This window comes from Pyrinomonas sp., from assembly GCF_040289685.1.
Classification (GTDB): Bacteria; Acidobacteriota; Blastocatellia; order Pyrinomonadales; family Pyrinomonadaceae; genus Pyrinomonas.
On the sequence record NZ_PSLQ01000021.1, the window covers coordinates 1 to 23,206 of the forward strand.

A 23,206-nucleotide genomic window follows, 5' to 3' on the forward strand; every position below is an offset into this window, starting at 1 on the left:
CGGTTTTCGCCCTCTCTCGATCGTAACGAGACGTCGGTCGCGATCAGATGGGGAGAGCGCGTTGCCAGTTCAGTAGCTCTCGATCGCAAAGCTCAGAACGATCCTCGTCGTGCGCCGTGTTGACGCACTGTTCACTGCGCTCCCGAATCTGGCCGCGCGCGCCTTGCTTTGAACGCGGATTTTGCGCGATGATTCGCCCCGATCTTCTCACATCAGCTTTGGAGCGAAAAGGTTTCGCATGGAGCGCCGAGTCACCTCGTGGTTCAGTCATCATCTCGGTTTGGAGATGCCGCTCGTCGCCTATGGACACGCGGGCTACCCGCTGTTGATGTTTCCGACGGCAGCAGCGGATTATCTTGAATACGAACGTTTCCGCTTGATCGATGCTATTCGCCATCATTTGGAGGCGGGGCGCATTCGCGCTTATTCGATCAACAGCGTCAATCGTCAGAGCTTGCTCAACCCTCATGCGTCCCCTCCAGTCAAAGCTGAATACCTGACGCGCTATGATCGTTACTTGATGGACGAAGTGTTGCCGCTCATCCGGCAGGATACAGGCGATCCTCAGGCGCGACCGTTAACGACCGGAGCGAGCCTCGGCGCTTACCTCGCGGCCAATTTCTACTTCCGTCATCCCGATCATGTGCGCGGCACCATCGCCATGAGCGGAACCTATGACATCAGCAGTTACTTCAATGGCTACCATGACGACAACGTTTACTTCAACAACCCAGTCGAATATCTGCCCAATTTGAACGACGACTACTATCTGCCGTTGCTGCGGCGCGCCGATGCCATCTACATTCTGACCGGGCAGGGAGCGTTTGAGGCGCCGGAACGAAGTCGGCGCTTGTCGGAGATTCTGACTGCCAAAGGGATCCCGCACACGCTCGACATCTGGGGCGCAGACGTCAACCACGATTGGCCTTGGTGGTGCCGTATGCTCGATTACTCCCTAGGGAAACTTTTCGGTTGAAGGAAGGCGCGCGGGCAAGTTAGCGAGAGGGGCAGACCTGCTCGAGCACCGCCCGTGAGAACTCCGCGCTCGAAAAGCGACGCGAAAAGACGCACGGCGCGCCTTTTCATCTCAAGGTCGGCGCGGCCAGTGCGGTTGCCGTCGCCGGAATTTGCGCGTTACACTGCTCCGATGCCGAAAAGGTGAGCCGAGAGTCTGCGCGGCGCATCGTCTCGACGCCGAAAAGATGAGCGAGAAAGGTGCAACTAGAATCGCTTTGGAATACTGGGCGACGCGCTCGCTGCTCGCCGCGCTCGCTGCGTTGCCGCGCCCGCTGGCCGTTTGCAGCGGCGCTTGCTTGGGGCTGGCTGCCTATCATCTGGCGCGGCGACTGCGTCGGACGGGCGAGCGCAACTTGGAGTTGGCTTTCCCGACCTCTGATCGCAAAGCGCGGCAGCAGACGCTGCGGCGAACGTTCATCAATCTCGGTCGGCAGCTCGGCGAGTTCAGCCAGTTCTTTCGTGCGACGCCGGAGCGCTTGCGTTGTTACGTCGATCTCGTCGGCCGCGAGCATTTCGAGCGTGCCCGAGAGCAAGGGCGCGGCGTCATATTCCTCACGGCTCATCTCGGCGCGTGGGAACTGTTGAGCTTTGCCGGCGCCGCTTTCGGCATTCCACAGCACGTCATCGTCCGGCGCATTGACAACGCGCGAATCGAAGCGTTGGTCGAGAGCGTGCGGACGCGCTTCGGCAACCGGATCATAGATAAACGTTCAGCGGCGCGCCGAGCGCTGCGCGTTTTGCAACAAGGCGGAACGCTCGGCGTTCTCGCCGACTTGAACACGCAGCCGCACGAAGGCGTCTTCGTTCCGTTCTTCGGTCGGCTCGCATGCACTACCACGGGGGTCGCCACCCTCGCGCTGCGCACCGGCGCTGCCGTCCTTCTCGCCTATGCTGTGTGGGAAGAGCGCGAGAAGCGCTACGTGATACGCATCGAGCCTCCGCTTGAGCTTATCCGGACCGGGGATTTCGAACGCGATGTAACTACCAACACGGCCCACTTCACCGCGCTCATCGAAGATCTGATTCGACGTTACCCGGATCAGTGGCTCTGGATACACCGACGTTGGCACACGCGCCCGCCAGGAGAGCCAGACCTTTACGCGACGCCCGCGGTCGCCGCCTTCGTCGCGCGCGCTTCTCATTAGCCGCAAACCTGTATGCGGCCTTTCACTCTGACGCCCCGTCGCCTTTTTCGGCGGCGAGAAGTTGGTCCAAACGGTCGATGGCGCGCCGCAGGTGCGGAATGGTGATCGAGCCGCCGACTACCAGCGCTACGTTGAACGCATCGAGGAATTCCGGGCGCGTGACGCCCAAACGCACGCACTGCTTCAAATGATAAGTGACGCAATCATCGCAGCGCAGGACCAACGACGCGACCAGTCCCATCAGCTCTTTCGTGCGGCTGTCAAGTGCGCCCTGCTCGTAAGCCTGCGTGTCCAATGCGAAAAACCGTTTGATGCCGAGATGCCCGCTTCCGAGCAGGCGTTCGTTCATTTGCGCGCGATAACGGTCGAATTCGTCCATTCTCCAAAGCTCCTTTACGCTAAATGTGCTCTTACTGTTTGCTGATTGGTCCCCGTGACTTCAAGTCGTCTTCGAAAGCTTTCTGCGGCGAACGTACCACAAGAGGTTGTGGTCTGCGTGCCATCCCCTGTGGTCGGGGATTCGAGCCGCGCTGCTGCTTGACGGCGGTTGCTATCTTTGGGGAAAACATCCGCCGAAGTTTAGCGCGACCCGACGCGCCGGACGAAACCGCGCCGCTTCGTTGACACTCCTTCGCGCGGCGTGCTAGAAGAATTCGAGGGCCCAAGGTTTGGCCCGGTCCAACACGCCTCTCTTCGGTCGTTACATGAGCGCGGACTTTGAGACGATCGCCATCCTGCCCCGCACGCTCGGGCTTCTCGGCGAACCTGAAGGCGCTAAAAGAGAGATGCTCGTGATGCGCGTTGGTCCACGTCCGATCGGCATCTTCGCCGACGAAGCCGATTTCGTCGTTCGGTGGAAGGAGCCGGCGCCGCTGCCTCGCGCGCCGCGTGCTGTCGTCGGCGTCGTCGCCGTTCGCGGCCGCATCTACACGGTGTTGGACCCGCACGTCCTGCTCGCTTTGGACGGCGAGCTAGCCAGCGGCTTCATCGTCACATTGCGTGGCGAAGAGCAGCTTGCGCTCGCTGTGGAGCGGGTCGAAGGCGTAATCGAAGTCGCCGAACGGAAGTTGCAGTCGCTCGGAGGCGGCGATGCTTTGATCCGCGGCGTCGTTGAACACGCCGGTGAGTTGATCGCGGTGCTCGATTGCGCGCGCATCTTCGCGGCTGCGAGCAACGAAAAGGCGGGCCGCTGAAGCTTGAATCAAATCGTCGATGCCCTATACCCTTCAGTCTTCCTCAGATGACCTCGTCTTAAGCGAGGCGACGTTCGCTTGCTTGCGCGACCTGATCTATCAGGCGTCGGGCCTTTACTTCAATAAGCTCAACAAGCGGACGTTCGAACATCGCCTGCGCTCTCGTGTGCGCGCCCTCGGGTTTCAGAGTTTCGAGCGTTATTACCTGCACTTGCGGTTCGATCATCGCGGCGAGCAGGAGCTTGCGCACGCCATCGATGCGCTGGCCGTGCATGAAACCTACTTCTTTCGTGAAGAGCGGGCGCTGGAAGCCTTTCGTTGGGAGATCTTGCCGCAGCTTGCGCGGATGAACGCGCGCACGTGTGCGCTGCACCTGTGGAGCGCCGGGTGCTCGACGGGCGAAGAGGCATACACGCTGGCCATGCTCGTGCGCGAAGCGGGCTTGTTCGACGACTGGCGGGTGAAGATCGTCGGCAGCGACATTTCGGCCCGTGCCATTCGACGAGCGCAAGTCGGCATCTACGAGCGCTCATCGTTTCGCGCGCTGAAGGGGGAGCGAAAAGAGCGCTATTTCGTTCGATTGGAAGAGGGCAACTGGCAGATCCGCGAAGAGCTGCGACGCATGGTGACGTTCAACGTCGCCAATTTGATCGAGGAAACGGCTATCGAGCCAGAGCGGCCTTTCGATGTCGTCTTCTGCCGCAACGTCCTACTCTACTTCGACGAACGCGCCCGCCGGCGCGCGGCGCTGAGGTTGCACCGCGCGCTCCGCGATGGCGGCTATCTCATCCTCGGCGCGACGGAATCATTGGCGGCGCTCGATCTGCCTTTCAAACTGGTCCACTTGAAAAACGATCTAGTTTATCAAAAGATCAGTGGCCCAGTCTCTTGAAGAGCGATCTCATCGGTCGTAAAGATCACTGGCTCAGTTTCGCCTTGACCATTTCGCTCACTGTGCGCCCGTCGATGTTGCGACCGGCGAGGCGCGCCTGCGCGGCTTTCATCACCTTGCCCATGTCGCGCATGGACGAGGCGCCGGTTTCGGCGATGGCTTCAGCGATGGCCCGCTCGATCTCTTCCGGCGTCGCCGCTTGCGGTAAATAAGATTCGATGATCTGAATCTCGGCGCGTTCCTTGATCGCCAGTTCCGGGCGGTTGCCGCGATCATACTGCTCAGCGGCATCTTGACGTTGTTTGATCAGAGAGCGGAGCGTTTTGACGATCTCCTCATCGGTTAGTTCACCTCCCTTTTCGATCTCCCGATTGGTGAGCGCGGCTTTGACCATGCGCAGGGTTGAAGTGCGCAAGGCGTCCTGGTTTTTCATCGCTGCCGTCAGATCAGAGAGAATGCGTGCTTTCAAGCTCATTCGGTTTGCCTCCCCTATCGAAGAACCCTTGTTTGCTGCGTCCGACGTGCACACGCAGAAAACGGCCCGTATGGGAACGTTCAATTTTCATCACCTCTTCGGGCGTCCCGCAAGCGACCACGTGCCCGCCTGCCTCTCCACCTTCGGGCCCGAGGTCGATGATGTAATCGGCGGTCTTGATCACGTCGAGATTGTGCTCGATGACGAGAAGCGAGCCGCCAGCTTCAATGAGCGAGCGGAAAGCGGCCAGCAACTTGTTGATGTCATCGAAGTGTAGTCCGGTCGTCGGCTCGTCGAAGATGTAGAGCGTGCGCGCGCCGGTCTTTTTGGCCAGATGCGCGGCCAACTTCACTCTCTGCGCTTCGCCGCCGGAGAGCGTCGTCGCCGATTGACCGAGTCGCAGGTAACCGAGGCCGACTTCGTCGAGCACCCGCAAGCGATTCGTTACCTTGGGCACATCGCGGAAGAAGAGCAACGCCTCGCGCACGGTCATATTCAAGACCTCGTAGATGTTCTTCCCGCGATAGCGAACATCGAGGATCTGCGGTTTGAAGCGCATCCCTTTGCATTCTTCGCAGACCAGTTCGACATCGGCGAGAAATTGCATCTCGACGGTCACCGTGCCGCCGCCCTCGCACACGTCGCAGCGCCCGCCCGGAACGTTGAACGAAAAATGAGCCGGATCGAGTCCTTGCGCTTGGGCTTCGCGCGTGGAGGCGAAAAGCTCGCGGATCGCATCGTAGGCTTTGATGTAGGTCACTGGATTCGAGCGCGGCGTCCGTCCGATGGGCGATTGATCGACGAGGACGACATCGTCCAGATGTTGCCCGCCATCGAGTCGCCGAAACTTACCCACCGGCCCTTGCCATTCGCCGCGTTGTTTTTTCAGGCCAGCGTAAACGCAGTCGTGGACCAGCGTCGATTTGCCGGAGCCGGAGACGCCCGTGACGCAGACGAGCATGTCGAGCGGGATGTCGAGATCGATGTTTTTTAAGTTGTGCTCGCGCGCGCCGCGAAGTTGCAATCTGCGCTTGCCGACGGGTTTGCGTTGTTTCGCCCCTTTGATCTCCAGATCGCCGCGCAAGTACCGCGCTGTCAAAGAGGTCGGATGTTGCAGCAGTCCCTCGTAGCTCCCTTCGTAGATGACCTGTCCGCCGAGTTCGCCAGCCGCCGGTCCGATATCGAGGATGTGATCGGCGGCGCGGATCATCTCCGGATCGTGTTCGACGACGAGCACTGTGTTGCCGATGTCGCGCAGGTTTTGCAACAGGCGGATCAGGCGCAGACCGTCGCGCGGGTGAAGGCCGATCGACGGCTCGTCGAGCACATAGAGAGCGCCGACGAGCGAGGAGCCGAGGCTAGTCGCCAGTTGTATGCGTTGGGCTTCACCGCCGGAAAGGGTCGAGGCTAGCCGGTCCAGCGTGAGGTACTCGAGTCCGACATCGACGAGAAAACGCAATCGGCTTCTGATCTCGACGAGCAGTCGTTCGGCAATGGCCGCGCGTTCGGCATCGAGTTCAAGCGTGTCGAAAAAAGCCGCCGCATCTTTGATCGAGAGGGAGCAAAGATCAGGCAAAGTCTTGCCGCCGACGCGCACGTCGCGCGCTTCTTGTCTGAGGCGGCCCCCGCCGCAATCGGGGCAGAGCGTATAGCCGCGATATTTGGCGAGAAAGACGCGCACGTGCAGCTTATACTTCTTGGTCTCCAGCCAAGCGAAGAAACCGCGCACGCCGCCCCATTTGCCCTTGCCTTCGATGATGTTGCGTTGCTGCGCGCGCGTCAGTTCGTTGAAAGGAACGTTCATCGGGATTCTCTCTGCGCGGCAGAAGCGGCGCAGCTCTTCTCTCGCCCAGTCGAACTGCGGCTTGGTCCAGGGTTCGATAGCGCCTTCTTCCAAGCTCAGGCTCGGATCAGGGATGACGAGATCGAGGTCCAAGCCGATGATGTTGCCGAAACCTTGACAGGTCGGGCAAGCGCCATAGGGGTTGTTGAAACTGAAGAGGCGCGGTTCGGGGTGCGCGTAGATCGTGCCGTCGTATTTGCATTCGAAGCGTTCGGAGAAACGCAACAGGCGCGGTTCCGCTTCAACTGTTTCGATGATGGCCGCGCCATGCCCTTCGCGGAAGCACGTTTCGAGCGAATCGACCAAGCGCGCGCGCACATCGGGACGCGCCACAAGGCGATCGACGAGGACGAAGACGCCGCCGAAGTCGGGCAGCGCGTAATCTTCTGGCGCGCGCACCTCGAACGTCTCCGCCCCGCGACGAAAGCGCGTGAACCCGCGTTGCATCAAGCTCATGACATGAGCTTTCACTGCGTTGGCGCCGAGCGTTTCTTTCGCTCGCTGGCGCGATGGCGCGTCGTCGTCTTCAGCGCGAAGGCCAGCATCGGCTGGAAAGAGGACGTAGAAGCGCGTTCCTTCAGGCAACGTCCGCAAAGTCTCATCGGCTGCCGATTCGGGCGAATCGCGGTGCACTTCGCGCCCGCAGACGCGACACACAGTGATGCCGACGCGAGCGTAGAGAAGGCGCAGGTAATCGTAGATTTCGGTCTGCGTCCCGACGGTGGAGCGTGGATTGCGCGTTGAATTCTTTTGCCGAATGGCGATGGCGGGCGGAATCCCGGTGATCTCGTCCACCTCGGGCTTGTCCATGCGTTCGAGAAACTGACGCGCATAGGCTGAAAGCGACTCGACGTAGCGGCGTTGACCTTCGGCATAGACGGTATCGAACGCCAACGACGATTTGCCCGATCCGGAGACTCCGGTGACCACCGTCAGGCGTTCGATCGGAATGGAAAAGGAGATGTTCTTCAAATTGTTGACGCGCGCCCCGCGGACGACGATTGCATCTTGTGCCATTCGTTTCATCGCCACCACCGCTTGATAGATTCTCCCTGCGCAGTGCGGGAAAAAGTAAATGATAGCGCGAAAGCGATCGCGGACGAAAGCGAGCGGGAGTTGGTCTTATCTTTTGCGCGTCACAGACGACCAACCGAGGCGATGTGACGATCAGGCGCTCGCCGCTTTCGTGGGCGTCGCAAAGACGATCATCATCTTCAGATAGCCCGCTACCCGATCTTTTAATGCTGGTCCGGTCGGTTAAAGGCATCAACCCATAGCAGCTCAGCGCTGGCCGAAGCGACCAGCGTGAAAACGGGAGCGGCCGTGACCCTTGGTTTTCAGGGGCAGAGTTGGGTTATGCTCAACTGAGGCTTTGATCGAAACTTTCGTGGAGCGACGTAAATGAAAAAGGCCATCACGCTTCTCAGCCTTTTCTTATTCTTCGGCAACGTCGGCAGCGCGCAGGAGATGATGCCGGATGGCGCAGCGCGCGACGAAAAACTTTGGCAGAAAGCGCTTCGGCTTCACCGCTCGGCCATCGTCGTGGACGGCCACAACGACATCACGACGCCGATGGTGGATGAAGGTTACGATCTCGGTCAAACATCCGTCGGTAAGTATCATACCGATCTTCAACGGATGAAACAGGGCGGGGTCACGGGCCAATTCTTCTCGATCTACGTCGATCGACGATTTGCGCGCGAGGGCGGATCGGCACGGCGTGCGCTCGACATGATCGATATGGTCTATCGCGCTGTGGAACGCTACCCGAATGACCTCATCCTCGCGACTTCGGCTGAGGACATTCGCCGCGCCAAGAGGCAGAAGAAGATCGCCGCGCTGATGGGGATCGAAGGCGGGCACGCCATCGAAAACTCTTTGATGGCGCTCAGAGGTTTCTATCGTTTGGGCGTGCGTTACATGACTTTGACGCACAACAACACGAACGATTGGGCCGATGCTTGTTGCGACGCGGCGCGCCACAATGGGCTGTCCGAATTCGGCAAGGAGGTGGTGCGCGAGATGAACCGCCTCGGCATGCTCGTCGACATCTCGCACGTCTCAGATAAGACGATGAACGATGTGCTCGATGTCACGCGCGCACCCGTGATCGCCTCGCACTCTTCAGCGCGTGCTTTGGCCAATCACCCGCGTAACATCCCGGACGATATCTTGCGACGCATCGCCAAAAACGGCGGCGTCGTGATGGTCAATTTCTACCCGGTCTTCATCGACCAGAAGGCGCTCAACGCTTCTAGGGAGCGCGAGGCACGGTTGAAGCCGCAACTAGACGCGCTGCGCGAAAAATACAAAGACGATCCGAAAAGGTTGGAAGAAGAGACGCGCAAGCTCTACGCCGCCAATCCGCTTCCGCCGACGCCCCTTTCAGTGCTGATCGATCATATCGACCATATCGCAAAGGTCGCCGGAGTGGATCACGTTGGTCTCGGTTCGGATTTCGACGGCGTGCCCACGCTCCCGGTCGGCATGGAGGACATTTCGCGTTTGCCGAACATTACGTACGAACTGTTGCGGCGTGGTTACAGCGAGCGTGATGTGCGCAAGATCCTGGGCGAAAATCTGCTGCGCGTGATGGCTGAAGCTGAACGAGTCGCGCGGCAGATGAGCCGCACGATCAGCGGCGAAGGGAGTCTGAAGCGGTTGGAACCGTCCCCGGGCGCAGCGCGATGAGCTGCTTTCCGCGTGCATTAACGAGGCTTCAAGCGCTGCGCCGAAAGGCTGTGGCTGTGACTTTACAGAGATGATTCGAACGCCGATCAACCGGCGCGAACGGTCGCGATCAGCGAAACTCTCGCTTCAAGCGACGCCCGGTTCAGCCCTTTACGCTTCATGAGCGATCCAGCTGCGCTGTCGGCTCTCGGTTCAGGCGGCGAGGCAGTGATACAATCGCCCTTTGATGGGGCGGGCCGGAGTCTACTTACACATTCCGTTTTGCGTCGCGCGCTGTTCGTACTGCGATTTTGCGACAACGCGCTACCGATGCGACTTCGCCGAGCGGTACGTGCGCGCCGTCGTGCGCGAAATCGAATCCTTCCCGCTCGATGTGCCGCGTGAAATCGACAGCCTGTATTTCGGCGGCGGCACGCCGAGCACGCTCGACCCGAGGCAGATCGGACGGTTGATCGCCGCAGTGCGGGCGCGGTTTCGCTTGCTCGCCGATGCGGAAGTGACCATGGAGATCGACCCGGCGACGGCAGACCGCAACCGCCTCTGCGCTTACCGACAGCTCGGCATTAACCGCGCGAGCGTCGGCGCACAGACATTCGACGATGAAGAGCTGGCGCGCTTGAAACGCGCACACAAGGCGGCGGATACGATCGCTCTCGTCGCCGATTTGAGGGCCACCGGATTCGCCGAGATCAACCTCGATCTGATCGCCGGATTGCCCAGACAGACGCTCGCTGTGTGGCAACGCAATCTCGATTGCGCCATCGAATTGCGGCCCGAACACATGTCTCTCTACCTGCTGGAGGTGCACGAGCGTACCCCGCTCGCGCGGCAGATCTTGCGCGGCACGGTGCCCGCGCCGGACGAAGATTTGGCGGCGCAGATGTATGCCGTCATGATCGAGCGGCTGGAGGAGGCGGGTTACGAGCATTACGAGATATCGAACTTCTGCTTGCCCGGACATCGCGCGCGCCACAATATGAAATACTGGACCGGCGCGCCCGTTTACGGATTCGGTTGCGCGGCCCATTCTTTCGACGGAAAAAGACGGAGGTGGGCTAACGAACGCGCCGCAGAGCGCTACGTGCGAATGATAGAAGAAGAGGGGCGAGCGGTGGTTGAAACGGTGGAGTTGGACGAGGAAGCGGCGCGCGCCGAGACGCTCTTTCTCGGCTTGCGTCTGATGAACGGCTTCGATTTGAAGACTTACGCCGCGCGCTTCGGGCGCAACGTGCTGCGCGATCGCGCGGCGGAGATCGCGCGGTTGCGCGACGCCGGTTTAATCGAACTCGAAGGCGATCGGTTGCGTTTGACCAGCAAGGGCGCTGTCTTATCAAACGAGGTTTTCGTCGCGCTGATCTGACGCGGTTTAGTTCGAGCGCGTGGCGCACGTGCGCTTTGCCACCGAAGATGAAGATGCTCGGTTACCTTTTCGTTTACGGTACGCTGCGATCCGAGTGCGCTCGTGGTGCAGTCGCCGAGTTGCTGCGCCGACAACGGTTGTTTGGCCCAGCGCGCGTTCGCGGCAGGTTGTATGACCTAGGCCATTATCCGGGCGCAGCGATTGACGAAGAGTCAGCGACGGAAGTTTGCGGGCAAATCTACGAATTGACCGACGAGCAGACGTTGGCAGCGCTCGATGCGTACGAAGGTTATCATCCGTCGGATGAACGGGGCAGCCTCTTTTTGCGAAGCGAGACGGTGGCCGCGCTCGACGATGGGCGCAAAGTGCCGTGTTGGATCTACGTTTACAATGGCGATCTGCGAAACGCCGAGTTGATCGCAAGCGGCGACTACATTGAGCACCTGCGGAGCAAGCTTTCTGGAGGCGCGCAGCGATGATCGATCTACGTAGTGACACGGTGACGCGCCCGACGCCGACGATGCGGCGCGCGATGGCCGAGGCCGAAGTCGGCGATGATGTTTACGGCGAAGATCCGACCGTGAATCGGCTCGAAGAGCGCGCCGCGGAGATCTTCGAAAAAGAAGCCGCTCTTTTCGTGCCGACTGGTTCCATGGGCAATCAAATCGCCATCAAACTTCACACGAGGCCGGGAAGCGAGGTGATTATCGAAGAGCGCGGTCACATCTTCAACTACGAGATGGCCGCCATGGCCGTCATCTCGGGCGCGTTGGCGCGTCCGGTGCGTAGCCGTGACGGAAGCGGGCAGCTCACGTGGGACGAGATCGCTGCGGCGTTGCATGTCGGCGGTCCTTACTACTTGGCCCCAACGCGCCTCATCGCGCTTGAGAACACGCACAATCTGGCGGGCGGGACGGTGATGGCGCGCGCGCAGATGGAAGAGGTTTGCCATCGCGCGCACGCGCTCGGCCTTCCGGTGCACCTTGACGGCGCGCGCATTTTCAACGCTGCCGTCGCGCTCGATGAGCGGGTGGCGGCGCTGGCTGGACCAGCCGATTCGGTGATGTTCTGCTTGTCGAAAGGACTTGGCGCGCCGGTCGGTTCGATGTTGCTCGGAACCAAGGAATTCATCCGCGAGGCGCGTGCCGTGCGCAAGCTCTTGGGCGGTGGAATGCGACAAGCCGGCGTGCTGGCCGCAGCGGCGCTCGTCGCGCTGGAGGAGAGTCCGCCGCGCCTTTACGAAGATCACCTGAAGGCGCGTCGCTTGGCCGAAGCGCTTGCGCAGATGCGCGGGGTGCGCCTTGATCCAACGCGCGTCGCGACCAATATCGTCATTTGCGACGTGTCGGAGACGAGAAAGGGCGCGGAGGCGATCTGCGCGCGGCTGCGCGAACGCGGTGTGCTCGCCTCGAGCTTCGATCAACAGATACGCTTCGTCACGCACTACGACATATCTCGCGAGGATATTGAAAGGGCGATCATCGCTTTCAAGCGAGCGCTCGATTGAACATTCAAGTTATGAGCAAAAGAGCCCCGATCATCACCATTGATGGCCCATCCGGCGCTGGAAAATCAACTCTGGGAAGGATGCTGGCGCGCGCTTTGAACCTCCTTTACATCGACACGGGCGCGATGTATCGCGCCGTGGCTTTGGCCGTGCTCCGCGCCGGGGCGAATGCGAACGACCGTCAAACGGTGGCCGAGATCGCAAGGCGCGCGCGCATTGAACTGGCTGGCGATCCCAACGACCTGCGCGTCATGCTCGATGGCGAAGACGTTTCGCAGGAGATCCGCTCGGAGCGCGTTTCGCATCTGGCGTCGGTCGTTTCGGCCATTCCCGAAGTGCGGCGTGAGATGGTGCGTCGGCAGCGCGACATGGGCGCGCACGGCGGCGTTGTGCTCGATGGACGCGACACGGGAACAGTGGTCTTTCCGCAGGCCGATCTCAAGTTCTTCCTGACGGCGACGCCCGAAGAACGAGCGCAGCGACGCTATGAAGAGGAGCGCGCGCGCATGCAGGATCGCACCTTTGATGACGTTTTGCGCGAGGTCAACCTGCGCGACGAACGCGATTCAACACGGGACGATTCGCCGCTGCGCATCGCCAAAGATGCCGTGGTCATCGATACGACGGAGCTTTCCATCGAGGATGTCTTTCAACGTATGATGGAAGTTGCACGCGAGCGGGGACTGACCGAGCTTCGCTGAGCGGCGATGAATTCAGTTTGGCAAAGAAGGTTGTGGCGAGGATGTTCACCGGCATAGTGGAAGAAGTCGGCACGGTGCGCAGCTTCGAGCGGCGCGGAGAAGACGGGCGGCTCGTCATCGAAGCGCAGGCAGTGTTGGAGGATCTGCGCGAGGGAGATTCGATTTGCGTCAGCGGCGTCTGTTTGACGGCGCGCGCGATCGGTTCGGACTCCTTCGCCGCCGATTGCTCACGCGAGACGCTGCAGCGCACTACGTTGGGCCGATTACAGGTCGGATCGCGCGTCAATCTCGAACGCGCGTTGACGCTCTCGACGCGGCTCGGCGGACATATCGTGCAAGGGCACGTCGATGGTCGCGGGCGCCTGCTCGACGTTCAAGGTCACGGCGAATCATGGACGGTGCGGATCTGCTACCCGCCAGAGCTTGGGCGCTACTTGGTCTTCAAAGGTTCGATCGCCGTTGAAGGGATCAGTTTGACCATCGCGGCGCTCGCGGACGAACATTTCGACGTGGCCATCATCCCAAAAACGTGGGAGGCGACCAACCTGCAGTACCTGCGCCCCGGTGATGAAGTCAATTTGGAAGCGGATGTGATCGCCAAATACGTCGAGCGAATGTTGACGCGCGGTCGCGAAAGGGTTGCGCTTTCGTGACGAGGCGCTGGAAAGATAAAGCGCGACGTCGGTGCGAGCGCCGCCCCGCGCGTCGGCGTTTTCGACGCGGCGCTCAGTCGAGTTAATATCTTTTTCGGAGAAAAGAGGACTGTCGATTCGACGAGAACTTCTTATGCCTTTCGCTTCGATCGAAGATGCCGCGGCGGATCTGCGTGAAGGTCGCATGATCATCATCGTTGATGATGAAGATCGCGAAAACGAAGGCGATCTAGCGTGCGCGGCGGAAAAGGTCACGCCCGAGATCATCAACTTCATGGCGACGCACGCGCGCGGTCTGATCTGCTTGGCTTTGACCGAAGAACGCTGCCGCGAGCTGCATTTGACGATGCAAACCGAAGACAACACCTCTAATTTCGGCACCGCGTTCACCGTCTCGATTGATGCGCGGCGCGGCGTGTCCACCGGCATTTCGGCCGCCGATCGCGCGACGACCATTCTGACGGCGGTCGATCCGAAGACCAAGCCTTCGGATCTAGCTCGTCCCGGACACGTTTTCCCGTTGCGCGCGCGTCGCGGCGGCGTGCTGGTGCGTCCCGGCCAAACGGAAGCGATCGTGGATCTAGCGCGCATCGCTGGGTTGTATCCGGCAGGCGTCATCTGCGAGATCATGAACCCGGATGGGACCATGGCGCGCCTTCCGCAGCTCGAAGCGTTCGCGCGAGAACATGAGCTGAAGATCGTCTCCGTCGCCGACCTAATTCGCTACCGGATGAGCAAAGAGGTGCTCGTGCGGCGCGTTGTCGAGACTGATATCCCGACCGCATACGGCACGTTTCGCGCCATCGCCTTCGAGAACGTCATCAACGGCGACGTGCATCTGGCGCTGGTGATGGGTCAAGTGCGGACAACCGAACCGGTGCTCGTGCGCGTCCACACGGAGAACGTCGCGGGCGACGTCTTCGGCTCGCTGTTGAACGACACGGGAAGACAGCTCCGCACGGCATTGCAGATGATCGCGGCTGCCGGACGCGGCGTAGTGCTCTACTTGAAGCAGCGCGAACACGGGCTTGATCTGATTCATCAACTGCGAACCTACGCCGTAATGCAGGAGCGCGGCATCTCGTTCGAGGAAGCGAGTGTCGAGACCGGCTACGGCCTCGATCGCAACTACGGCGTCGGCGCGCAAATTTTGCACGAACTCGGCTTGCGACGCATTCTCTTGGTGACGAACCATCCGCCGCAGCTATCGGCGCTCGAAGGGTTCGAGTTGGAGATCGTCGGCCACGTGCCGCTCGATGCTGAACGGAAGGCGGAACCGGTCGCGACCACCGACGGTTGATGATCCGCCCCCTCTCCCCCGATCGTAAGCCCCGACGAAAACCGATCTTCCGCTTGCGCTTTGCGCGGTCGGAAAGTAGTGTATCAGAGACCGAATGGGTAGTGTTTTATGCCTACGGACGAACGCGACGAGCGGCAGAACGCAGCCGATCGATCCGATGGTCGAGCCGTCCGCCAGAGAAGATGGCGCCCGCTGGTGACGCGCCGCGCAGCGTGGCGCGCGCTGATCATCACGATCAGCGGCGCGATGATCGCGCTATTGGCCGTCGTCTTCTTCTACCGCAGCGGACGGCTCGATGCGCTCATCGCCGATCAGATCGTCAATACGCTCAGCAATTACAATATCCGCGCCGAGATCGAGGGCTTTCGCTTCCAGCTCGGTCCGCGCACGGCGCAGATCCGCAACCTCGTTCTGCGCAATGCGACGAATGGGGCGTTGATCGGTCGCGTGCGGCGCATCACGGCGCGCGTTCGCATCGAAGATCTCTTCGCGCTCAAGCTCCAGCGCAACATCAATCTTGAAACGCTCGAAGTCGAAGGCTTGGAGCTATGGGTAACCTTCGATGAACAAGGGGGATCGAACTTCGATGGGTTGAGACTGCCGCCGCCGGAACCGAATCGGCGCATCCTCTTCTCTTACTCGACAGCGCGCATCGGCGTGCGCGATTCGGTGGTCCATTACGGCGATGCACGTCATGAATTGGCTGGTGACGCGCGTGATCTTCGATTAACGCTCGAACCGGAAAATCCGCAGGCTCCAGCCGCCGGTTGGGCTAATCTGTTCACGCTCGCTTTTTCGAATGCGAGCTTCAGTTTCGATGGACAGCAGATTCAAGGGATCGCGCTTGAGGCGCGCGGATCGGTCAATCAAACGAGCGCGCGCATCGATGAGCTCATCTTGCGCTCGCCCGTAGCGGAAGCGCGCGCAACGGGCGTAGTTGAAGATTGGCGCGCGGCGCGTTACCGCCTTGATCTCGTCTCCACGGTCGATTTGACGCGTCTTTCCGATCTCTTCGGCCCAGAGATCGCGCTGCGTGGTGCGGGCTCGTTCAACGGACGCATTCAAGGCGAAGGGACGAACTACCGCCTCGAAGGACAACTCGTCGCCGACGGCGCGGCCATCGACGGCGTGCGTTTGCAAGGACTAAACATCGCGGCGCAGGCTTCGGGACGAGGGGCAAGCTATGAGGCGCGAGCGCGCGCCGTCGCCGATCTGCTCAATGCCGGATCGTTTCGTTTGAACATGGTCCAGCTCGTCGGCAACCTGATGGGCACGGGGACCGATTTTCGTTGGCTCGGAGACTTGCGGACCGCCGCTTTACGCTCGGGCGCGCTTTCCGTCATTGACCTCATCTTTCGAGATGTGCGCGCTGAATTGCGCGAAAATCTCTTCAGCGCTGCCGCTTCACAAGGCAGCGCCGCGCAGTTGAACTTCTCTTCCGCCCGCGTGTCAGGAATCGGTGTAAACGGCGTGACCTTGCGCGTTGCCGATGGGCGTGTGAACGTCGCGGCTTCGCGCCTCGGTGCGGCAGCCGTCTCCGCGCCGAACACGAGGGTCAACGCTGTTGCTGCCGACGGCGTCGTCTTCACGCAACGGGATGATGGGGCGTTCGTCACCGCGGAGCGTTTGCGCGTTGGGTCACTTGCCGCTGCCGGAGCGCGCACGGGCAGTTTGAACATCGCTGGCGTTCGTTTGGCGATCATCAACGGGCGCGTCGAAGGGCAAAGCGGCGATGTTGATGTCGGCACGGTAACGCTTGAGGACGGGCGCGTCGAAGGCGTTCGTCTCGCTAATCCACGTTTCGTCGTCGACGCGCAGGGGCGCTATCGTGCAAGCGCTGATTTGAGTCTAGGCGGCGGCGTCTTGGGTGAGATCAAGCTTGGCAAAGCTTCCGGCAACGTGATCGCTTCCAACGGCCAGATTCAGCTTCGCGATCTCCAAGCCGAACTATTCGATGGGCGCGCCAGCGGCCAACTCGTCGTCGGAACGGGGCGTGGCACGCCATCGCGCGTGCAAGCCGAGTTCGCCGGACTCGATGTGGGCGGGCTGCTCGCCTTACTTTCGGGGCGTGCTGCACCCATCGCCAGTCGGGCCACTGGCAGAGTCGATCTCACCCTGGTCGGCACCGATTTTGAGACGGCCTCCGGAACCGTGCGTGCGCGTTTGAACGCCACGGGAGAAAGCGGCGCGACGCCGGTGGACGGCGAAATCGCGCTCAGTGCCGATCGTGGGCTTTTCAACATCGAACGAGTCGACCTTCGTGCCGGCACGACGCGTTTTGAAGCGACGGGAAGGTTTGGGTTAGAGCGCGATTCCGACCTTCGATTGGCGATCAATTCGGAGAACGCCGGCGAATTTGAACGTTTGGTCGTCTCGACGGGGCTCATACCGCAATTGGCCGATGGATTATCAAACTATGGCGTCGAGTTGACGGGGCGGTTCGCCTTCGATGGATCGCTGCGCGGTCCATTGCGCGACCCATCGCTCAGCGGACAAGCAACGCTCGATCCTTTCGTGCTCAACGGACGCGATGTCGGAACGCTGCGCGCAAAGTTCGAACGGACGCCGACGGAGCTGCGCGTTGCGGATGGGCGTTTGACTGAACGCGATGGTGGGCACATCTCTTTCTCTTTGGTCATCCCGCGTGAGGGGGAAAACAACGCGCGGCTGGATGCCTCGCTCGAACGGGCCAATGCATCTGCACTCGCCGCAGCCATTCCGGGCCTGAGCGAGAGCCAACGGGACGAACTGGCCCAGCTCGGCAAAGCCTCAGGGCGCGTCGTGGTCGAGGGTTTCCCGAACGCGATGCGCGGCGAAGCGGATCTTGAACTCGGCCCGGGACGCATTCGCGATGAAGTCCTACGCGCGTTGAAGGCGAAGCTCGCGTTCAATGGCAAAGAGATTGAGATCGCACAGCTCGACGCGCAGTTTGAAACGGGACGGTTGAGCGCCAATGGGCGCGTCGCGTTGGGCGCTGGTTCGTGGACCGACGCGCAGTTCGATCTGCGCGCAGAGGGCAGCAGCGTGCCTTTCGGCTTGGTCGAGACGTTGGTTGGAAGGGATCTGCCGGTGGAAGGGGCGTTGGATTTCACGGCTGCGGCTGCGGGTTCGCTCTCCGATCCGCGCACCTACCGAGTGACGATTGATGGCAAAGGGCGCGGCGTCACCATCAACGGGCGTCCGGCAGGCGATCTTTCGCTCATCGGGCGCACCGACGGCGGACAGCTCACGCTTGAATTGACCACAGGGCTTTTCGGTCAACCGCAAACGATCACGGCGCGCATCAGCTTGAATGAAGAAGAGCTTCCAGCAAGCGTCGAAACGACGCTGACTGATGCCGATCTCGGCCCGCTCCTCGCTGCGCTGGTTCCCGATGCCGGAATCCGCCTCACGGGGCGCATCAGCGGAAGGATTCGCGCAAGCGGTCCGCTCTACGGCGAGACTGGTTTCGGCATTCAAGCTTTACGCGGGACAGCGGAATTGTCGCAACTGGCGATCATCATCGGCGATACGCAGATCGCTGCCACGGCTCCGCTTTCGGTCCAATTCTCGCCGCAAGAGTTGGCCATTGATGAGACGCGCTTTGCTGGTCCGGGAACGAACATCATCATGGGCGGCATGTTGGCTATTGGTCCTGAAGGCAGGCAGCAATTCGTCGCCAACGGAGAGATGAACCTGCGTCTTTTCAACGGTTTGTCACCAAACATCTTTTTCGGTGGGTTGGCTCGCGTGCAACTGCGCGTCAACGGAACCTATGCTGATCCGCGCTTGACGGGAACGGCGCAAGTGGTCGGCGCTTCGTTTTCCACTTTGCTTGCCGGCGAACGTTTGACCGTTTCGAGCATCAACGGCACGGTGCGTTTCACCTCGAACCAAGCGCAGATCGAAACGCTGACGGGGCGTTTGGGCGGTGGACGCCTTGCCGTGCTCGGCGGCGCGCTGCTCGGCGTGCCGACCCAATTTCGCTTCACCGTGCGCGCCGAGGATGTGAGCGTGCCTTTCCCGGAAGGGTTTCGTTCGACGGCGGACGGCGAGTTGATCGTGCAAGGTTCCACCGAAGCGCAAATCATCTCCGGCACGATCAACTTGCGGCGTGCCGAATACCGCCGTGATATAGAACTTGCGGATCTGATCAATCGCCGACGTGAGCCGAGTTTGACTGAAGGTGGCGGCGCGCTCGGCGCGACGACGCAATTGGACCTGCGTGTGGAAGGGCGCGATGCGCTCGTCGTGCGCAACAATTTAGCTGATGTCATCGGGTCAGTCTCGTTGCTGATTCGCGGTTCGCTCGAAGATCCGGTCGTTTCAGGGAGGATCACTGCAACGCGCGGCACGCTCAACTTCCGCAACGATCGTTACGACATCGTGCGCGCCAGCGTCGATCTGTTGCCGCGCACGAGCGATCCGCTCCTGAACATTCAAGCGGAGACGGAAATCCGCGGCTACCGCGTCATCGTCAATCTCAACGGTCCGCTTTCATCGGGGTTGCAGGCCACGGTGCGCTCCGAACCGGCGCTTCCGCAAGCTGATGTCGTGTCGTTGATTACGACCGGGAGTTTGGCGACCGACGAACGGTCGCTTTCGACCCTTTCGCAAACCGGCTTGGGCACGGCAGCGAGCTTGCTGACCGATGCGCTCATCAACGCGCGAGCGCAGCGCGCCACGGACCGGTTGTTCGGCTTGAACCGTTTCGAGATCGACCCGCTCATCGTCGGACGCGGGGGCGCTACCCCCACGGCGCGGCTGACGGTCGGACGTCAGATCAACCGCAACCTGTCGGTGACTTATTCGACCAACTTGACCGCCGAACAGAATCAAGTGGTGATCGTCGAATATCGCGTTTCGGATCGGCTCTCGTTCGTCGCGCAATACACGCAAGGGACGGAGGGTAACATCGCGTCGTCGCGCAACAACAACTTCAGCTTCGAGATCAGATTCAGAAAACGTTTCTGACTCAAGCCTCCGCGCGAAGGTGGCGCGAGGCTGAAGACAAAGACCCAAATTTCGGGCGCGTTGACGCCTTGTTTAGCGAAGCGAATGGCGTGAGTATGATGAGAGTGAGACCTTTGCGGGCGTGCTCCGTGAAAGGCACGAGGCAAATGTCATCTCGGCGTCTCGGGCAGAGATGATCTTCCCGTCGCTTGCGAAAACATCGGATCACGGCGTGCCGTTCATGGTGGGCACAAGATCAGGGTTGGTTAAAGCGATCTTCAAATTGGCGTGCGTGTTCGCGTGTCTCGTTCCGTCCGCGCTTTGGGCGCAAATGATCGGGCGGTACGAAGGACGTCCCATCTCCGCCGTGCGAGTTCTGCTCGAAGGGGCGCCAGCCAACGAGGTTGTCCAGAACGAGCTTCGCAATTTAACCGGCATCGCTTCAGGGAGCAGCTATTCCGCTGCGCGCATACGCGAAGCGCTGCAGGCGCTGTTCGACTCCGGACGCGTCGCCAACGCGCGCGTCGAGGTCGTCGAGGAGCCGAACGGCAGCGTCGGTTTACGTTTCATCGTCCGTCCGCAACCGCGCATCGGCGAAGTGCGCATCGAGATCAACGCGTCGCCCGGAACGCCCATCTCCGAAGATGAGTTGCGCGCGCGTTTGAACGTCTTCGAACCGGAGGCACGCCTTTCAGAGCAAACCCTTCGCACCAACGCCGATCTGATTCAAGTTTACTTGCGCGATCGCGGATTCTTCCGCGCAACGGTCGAATATGCGCAGCGCCTTGATCCGAGCGGGCTGCGGGCGACCGTCATCTTTCGTGTCACGCCGGGCGAGCAAGCCACCGTCGAAGCCTTCAACATCGACATCAGCGGATTCAACGATGCGCGCTTGGCGCAGGAACTGCGGTTGCAACCTGGAGCGCCGTTTACGCGCGAAGCGCTCGGACGTGATCTCAACCGCGTGCGCCGGGCGATCGTCGCCGCCGGTTATCTCGCGCCGACGCTCGATGAACCGCGCGTCGTTCTCGATTCAGCGCGCAACAAGGTGACCATCACTTTGACGGGCAAAGTCGGCCCACGCGTCAACGTCGAACTTCGCGGTTACGATCTCAGCGAAAAGCGCCGCCGGGAACTACTTCCCGTCCTGCGCGAAGGCACGATCGAATATTCGGCCATTGAAGAGGGCGCGCGTCGTCTGGAGAACAGGCTGCAACAAGAGGGCTACTTCTTCGCCGAAGTCGTCGCGCGATGTAGCGTGACGCCGCCGCTCAACGGCGTGACCAACGGTGCGCCTGAGACGTGCGAGGTGCTCGATTCAGAGGAGCTCAACGGACGCACGGTCAACATCAGCTACGAAGCGACGCTCGGACGGAGATTCCGATTGCGCGAGATACGCATCGAGGGAACCGACAAGCTTCGCGTCGAGGAACTGCGCGATCAACTCCGGTCGCAGGAAGCGACCGTTCTCGGCATCATCCCGTTTTTGGGTTATGGACGGGGGTACACCAGTCTCGACGATCTGGAACAGGATCGGCGCTTGATCCGCTCGCGCTTGAGCGATCTTGGTTATCGAAAGGCGGAAGTCGAAGTCCGACAAGGCGTCTCGCTCGATGGCGAGAGTTTGATCATCACGTTCGTCGTCACGGAAGGACCGTTGACGCGCGTCGCTGACGTGGAGTTTCGCGGTAACACCGTCTTCACTCGTGAACAACTGGCGCGCCAGATGCGCACCGTCGTCGGCGGCCCGTACTCGCGTTTGCAAGCGCGGGCCGACGCCGACGCTTTGCAGGCGTTTTACGGGCGTCACGGTTACTTGGATGCAGACGTGCGTTTGGACGTGGTCGAACTGCCGCGTTTGAACTCCAATGGTGACGAGCGCGTGCGTTTGATCTATAGCGTCGCCGAAGGGGACAAAATTTACACCGGGCGCATCTTCATCAACGGCAACGTGCGCACGCGGCGCGACGCGATCCTCGAAGTGATCCCGCTGCGCGAAGGCGCGGTGCTGCGCGCCGATGATCTGGCTGCCGCCGAGCGCGCGCTCTTCGCCACGGATGCTTTTCGCCAAGTGATCGTGCGGACGGAACCGACGGGCGAGAACAAGGCCGGATTTCGCCAACGCGACGTGATCATCGATCTCGAAGAACGACAACCGCGCGTGCTCGATTACGGCTTCGGGTATTCGACCGACAATGGTCCGCTCGGACTCTTCGAAATACAACACAACAACCTTTTCGGAAGATTGCAGCAGGGGGCGCTGCGCGTGCGCGCCAGCCAGCGGCGCCAGCTCGTGCGCCTCGACTACTTCAACCCGCGCTTGCGGCGCTACAGCGAGCGGTTGTTCGCGCCGCTGACCGTCTCGCTGCAATACCAGCGCGACGCGAGCGTGACGCGCTTTTTCCGCTCGACCATCGATCGCGGCAGCGGTGGCATCGTGCAGTGCTTCGATAACGAAGGGCGTCCGGTCCTTTGTGAGGATCCATCGGCGCGCACCGGCGAACCGAGCATCAACCGCTTCACGTTCAACGTCGAGACGCGCCGCGATTTCGGCGGCGTGCGCGCCGGCGTCCCGGAAGAGATCGCGCGCCGGAACACGCTCGTCCTGCGTTACAGTTACGAAGATGTGCGGCTTTACAACATCGGTAGCCTGTTGATCTCGGACCTGTTGCGTCCGGATCGCGCCGTGCGCATCTCGCGCTTTGCCGTCGATTTCGCTCGCGATACGCGCAACAGTCGCGTCGATGCGACGAGCGGCGAATACCTGACGCTCAACTACTCGTTGGCGCTTAGCGCGCTTGGCGGCAACATCTCTTTCAATCGTTTCGAATCAACTTACCGTCGGTATCGAAAATTTGGGCGAGTGGTGCTGGCCGGCGGTTTCACGTTCGGCATGGCCGATCTGTTCAACTTGCGCGATCGCAACGGCAATGGTGTGATCGATGAGGCTGATCGACGTCTGCCGATCAGCGAACGCTTCTTCGCCGGCGGCGCGACCACGCTGCGCGGTTTCGGCTTCGAAGAAGCTGGTCCGCGAGTCGTTGTCCCGACCTGTTACTTGCTCACGCCGATTCCAGCCAATTGCGGCCAATTGCGCGATCGCAACGGCAAACTCGTAGCGGTCAATCCCTTCACCGTGCCGATCGGCGGCAACGCGCTGGCGATCGTGAATCTGGAAGCGCGCATTCCGTTGGCGCGCAACCTGCAGATCATCCCTTTCTACGACGGCGGAAACGTCTTTGCGCGCGTGCGCGATCTGTTCGGCAGTATCCCGGGGCTCGATCGCAACGCACAAGCCGCTTGGACGCATACCATCGGCGTCGGTTTCAGTGCCGGCACGCCCCTCGGGCCGCTAGGCGTCGATTTCGGTTACTTGCTCAATCCGCCGCGCTTCAACATCCCGCAGATCGGCGCTCCGGATGCGATCATCAGCCTACCGCGAGCGCGCTTTCAGATACGTTTCGGAAGATCTTTCTAGTAAGGAGAGAGTCGGTGAT

General features: G+C 60.9%; 16 protein-coding genes. 13 read left to right on the forward strand and 3 right to left on the reverse strand.

Annotation, left to right across the window (positions count from 1 at the left end; translation table 11 throughout):
- Window positions 1–238 precede the first annotated feature (238 nt).
- Both C4334_RS06540 and C4334_RS06545 read left to right on the forward strand, forming a co-directional pair.
- Window positions 239–976, forward strand: coding sequence for an esterase family protein (locus tag C4334_RS06540; protein ID WP_352431282.1), 738 nt, complete (start codon window positions 239–241; stop codon window positions 974–976).
- A gap of 226 nt (window positions 977–1,202) precedes the next feature.
- Complete coding sequence (locus tag C4334_RS06545; RefSeq protein WP_352431283.1) at window positions 1,203–2,162, forward strand: lysophospholipid acyltransferase family protein; 960 nt, start codon at window positions 1,203–1,205, stop codon at window positions 2,160–2,162.
- A 22-nt stretch (window positions 2,163–2,184) separates the two neighbouring features.
- Here C4334_RS06545 and C4334_RS06550 read toward each other — a convergent pair whose 3' ends face one another.
- Window positions 2,185–2,541 (reverse strand): carboxymuconolactone decarboxylase family protein, encoded by a 357-nt coding sequence (locus C4334_RS06550; RefSeq protein ID WP_352431284.1) that lies wholly within the window; start codon window positions 2,539–2,541, stop codon window positions 2,185–2,187.
- Between the two features lie 325 nt (window positions 2,542–2,866).
- On the opposite strand from C4334_RS06550, the gene C4334_RS06555 reads away from it, so the two are divergent.
- Both C4334_RS06555 and C4334_RS06560 read left to right on the forward strand, forming a co-directional pair.
- Window positions 2,867–3,355 (forward strand): chemotaxis protein CheW, encoded by a 489-nt coding sequence (locus C4334_RS06555; protein WP_352431285.1) that lies wholly within the window; start codon window positions 2,867–2,869, stop codon window positions 3,353–3,355.
- A 19-nt stretch (window positions 3,356–3,374) separates the two neighbouring features.
- Complete coding sequence (locus C4334_RS06560; RefSeq protein ID WP_352431286.1) at window positions 3,375–4,247, forward strand: CheR family methyltransferase; 873 nt, start codon at window positions 3,375–3,377, stop codon at window positions 4,245–4,247.
- A gap of 25 nt (window positions 4,248–4,272) precedes the next feature.
- Here the strand turns inward: C4334_RS06560 and C4334_RS06565 are convergent, their stop codons facing one another.
- Both C4334_RS06565 and uvrA read right to left on the reverse strand, forming a co-directional pair.
- Window positions 4,273–4,722 (reverse strand): GatB/YqeY domain-containing protein, encoded by a 450-nt coding sequence (locus C4334_RS06565; RefSeq protein WP_352431287.1) that lies wholly within the window; start codon window positions 4,720–4,722, stop codon window positions 4,273–4,275.
- Window positions 4,694–7,582: an excinuclease ABC subunit UvrA gene (gene uvrA, locus C4334_RS06570; protein ID WP_502943410.1), complete on the reverse strand. Its 2,889-nt coding sequence runs from the start codon at window positions 7,580–7,582 to the stop codon at window positions 4,694–4,696. Before uvrA ends, C4334_RS06565 begins: the two co-directional genes overlap by 29 nt.
- Window positions 7,583–7,966: 384 nt before the next feature.
- On the opposite strand from uvrA, the gene C4334_RS06575 reads away from it, so the two are divergent.
- The 9 genes from C4334_RS06575 to C4334_RS06615 all read left to right on the forward strand — a co-directional run bounded on the left by C4334_RS06575 (window position 7,967) and on the right by C4334_RS06615 (window position 23,187).
- Window positions 7,967–9,256 (forward strand): membrane dipeptidase, encoded by a 1,290-nt coding sequence (locus C4334_RS06575; protein WP_352431289.1) that lies wholly within the window; start codon window positions 7,967–7,969, stop codon window positions 9,254–9,256.
- 226 nt (window positions 9,257–9,482) lie between these two features.
- Complete coding sequence (gene hemW / locus C4334_RS06580) at window positions 9,483–10,616, forward strand: radical SAM family heme chaperone HemW (RefSeq protein ID WP_352431290.1); 1,134 nt, start codon at window positions 9,483–9,485, stop codon at window positions 10,614–10,616.
- Window positions 10,617–10,663: 47 nt separating this feature from the next.
- The gene (locus C4334_RS06585; RefSeq protein WP_352431291.1) at window positions 10,664–11,095 is read left to right on the forward strand and encodes a gamma-glutamylcyclotransferase family protein; all 432 of its coding nucleotides are present in this window, start codon (window positions 10,664–10,666) and stop codon (window positions 11,093–11,095) included.
- Window positions 11,092–12,123, forward strand: coding sequence for a threonine aldolase family protein (locus C4334_RS06590; RefSeq protein WP_352431292.1), 1,032 nt, complete (start codon window positions 11,092–11,094; stop codon window positions 12,121–12,123). The genes C4334_RS06585 and C4334_RS06590 overlap by 4 nt, the downstream gene beginning before the upstream one ends.
- 11 nt (window positions 12,124–12,134) lie before the next feature.
- The gene (gene cmk, locus C4334_RS06595; protein WP_352431293.1) at window positions 12,135–12,824 is read left to right on the forward strand and encodes a (d)CMP kinase; all 690 of its coding nucleotides are present in this window, start codon (window positions 12,135–12,137) and stop codon (window positions 12,822–12,824) included.
- A gap of 41 nt (window positions 12,825–12,865) precedes the next feature.
- Window positions 12,866–13,477 carry a riboflavin synthase gene (locus C4334_RS06600; RefSeq protein WP_352431294.1) on the forward strand — a complete coding sequence of 204 codons (612 nt, stop codon included), beginning with the start codon at window positions 12,866–12,868 and terminating at the stop codon, window positions 13,475–13,477.
- A gap of 133 nt (window positions 13,478–13,610) precedes the next feature.
- The gene (ribB, locus tag C4334_RS06605; RefSeq protein ID WP_352431295.1) at window positions 13,611–14,777 is read left to right on the forward strand and encodes a 3,4-dihydroxy-2-butanone-4-phosphate synthase; all 1,167 of its coding nucleotides are present in this window, start codon (window positions 13,611–13,613) and stop codon (window positions 14,775–14,777) included.
- A gap of 108 nt (window positions 14,778–14,885) precedes the next feature.
- Window positions 14,886–19,730, forward strand: a complete 4,845-nt coding sequence (locus C4334_RS06610) for a translocation/assembly module TamB domain-containing protein (protein ID WP_352431296.1) — start codon at window positions 14,886–14,888, stop codon at window positions 19,728–19,730.
- Between the two features lie 172 nt (window positions 19,731–19,902).
- Window positions 19,903–23,187, forward strand: coding sequence for a POTRA domain-containing protein (locus C4334_RS06615; protein WP_352431297.1), 3,285 nt, complete (start codon window positions 19,903–19,905; stop codon window positions 23,185–23,187).
- Window positions 23,188–23,206: the final 19 nt, after the last annotated feature.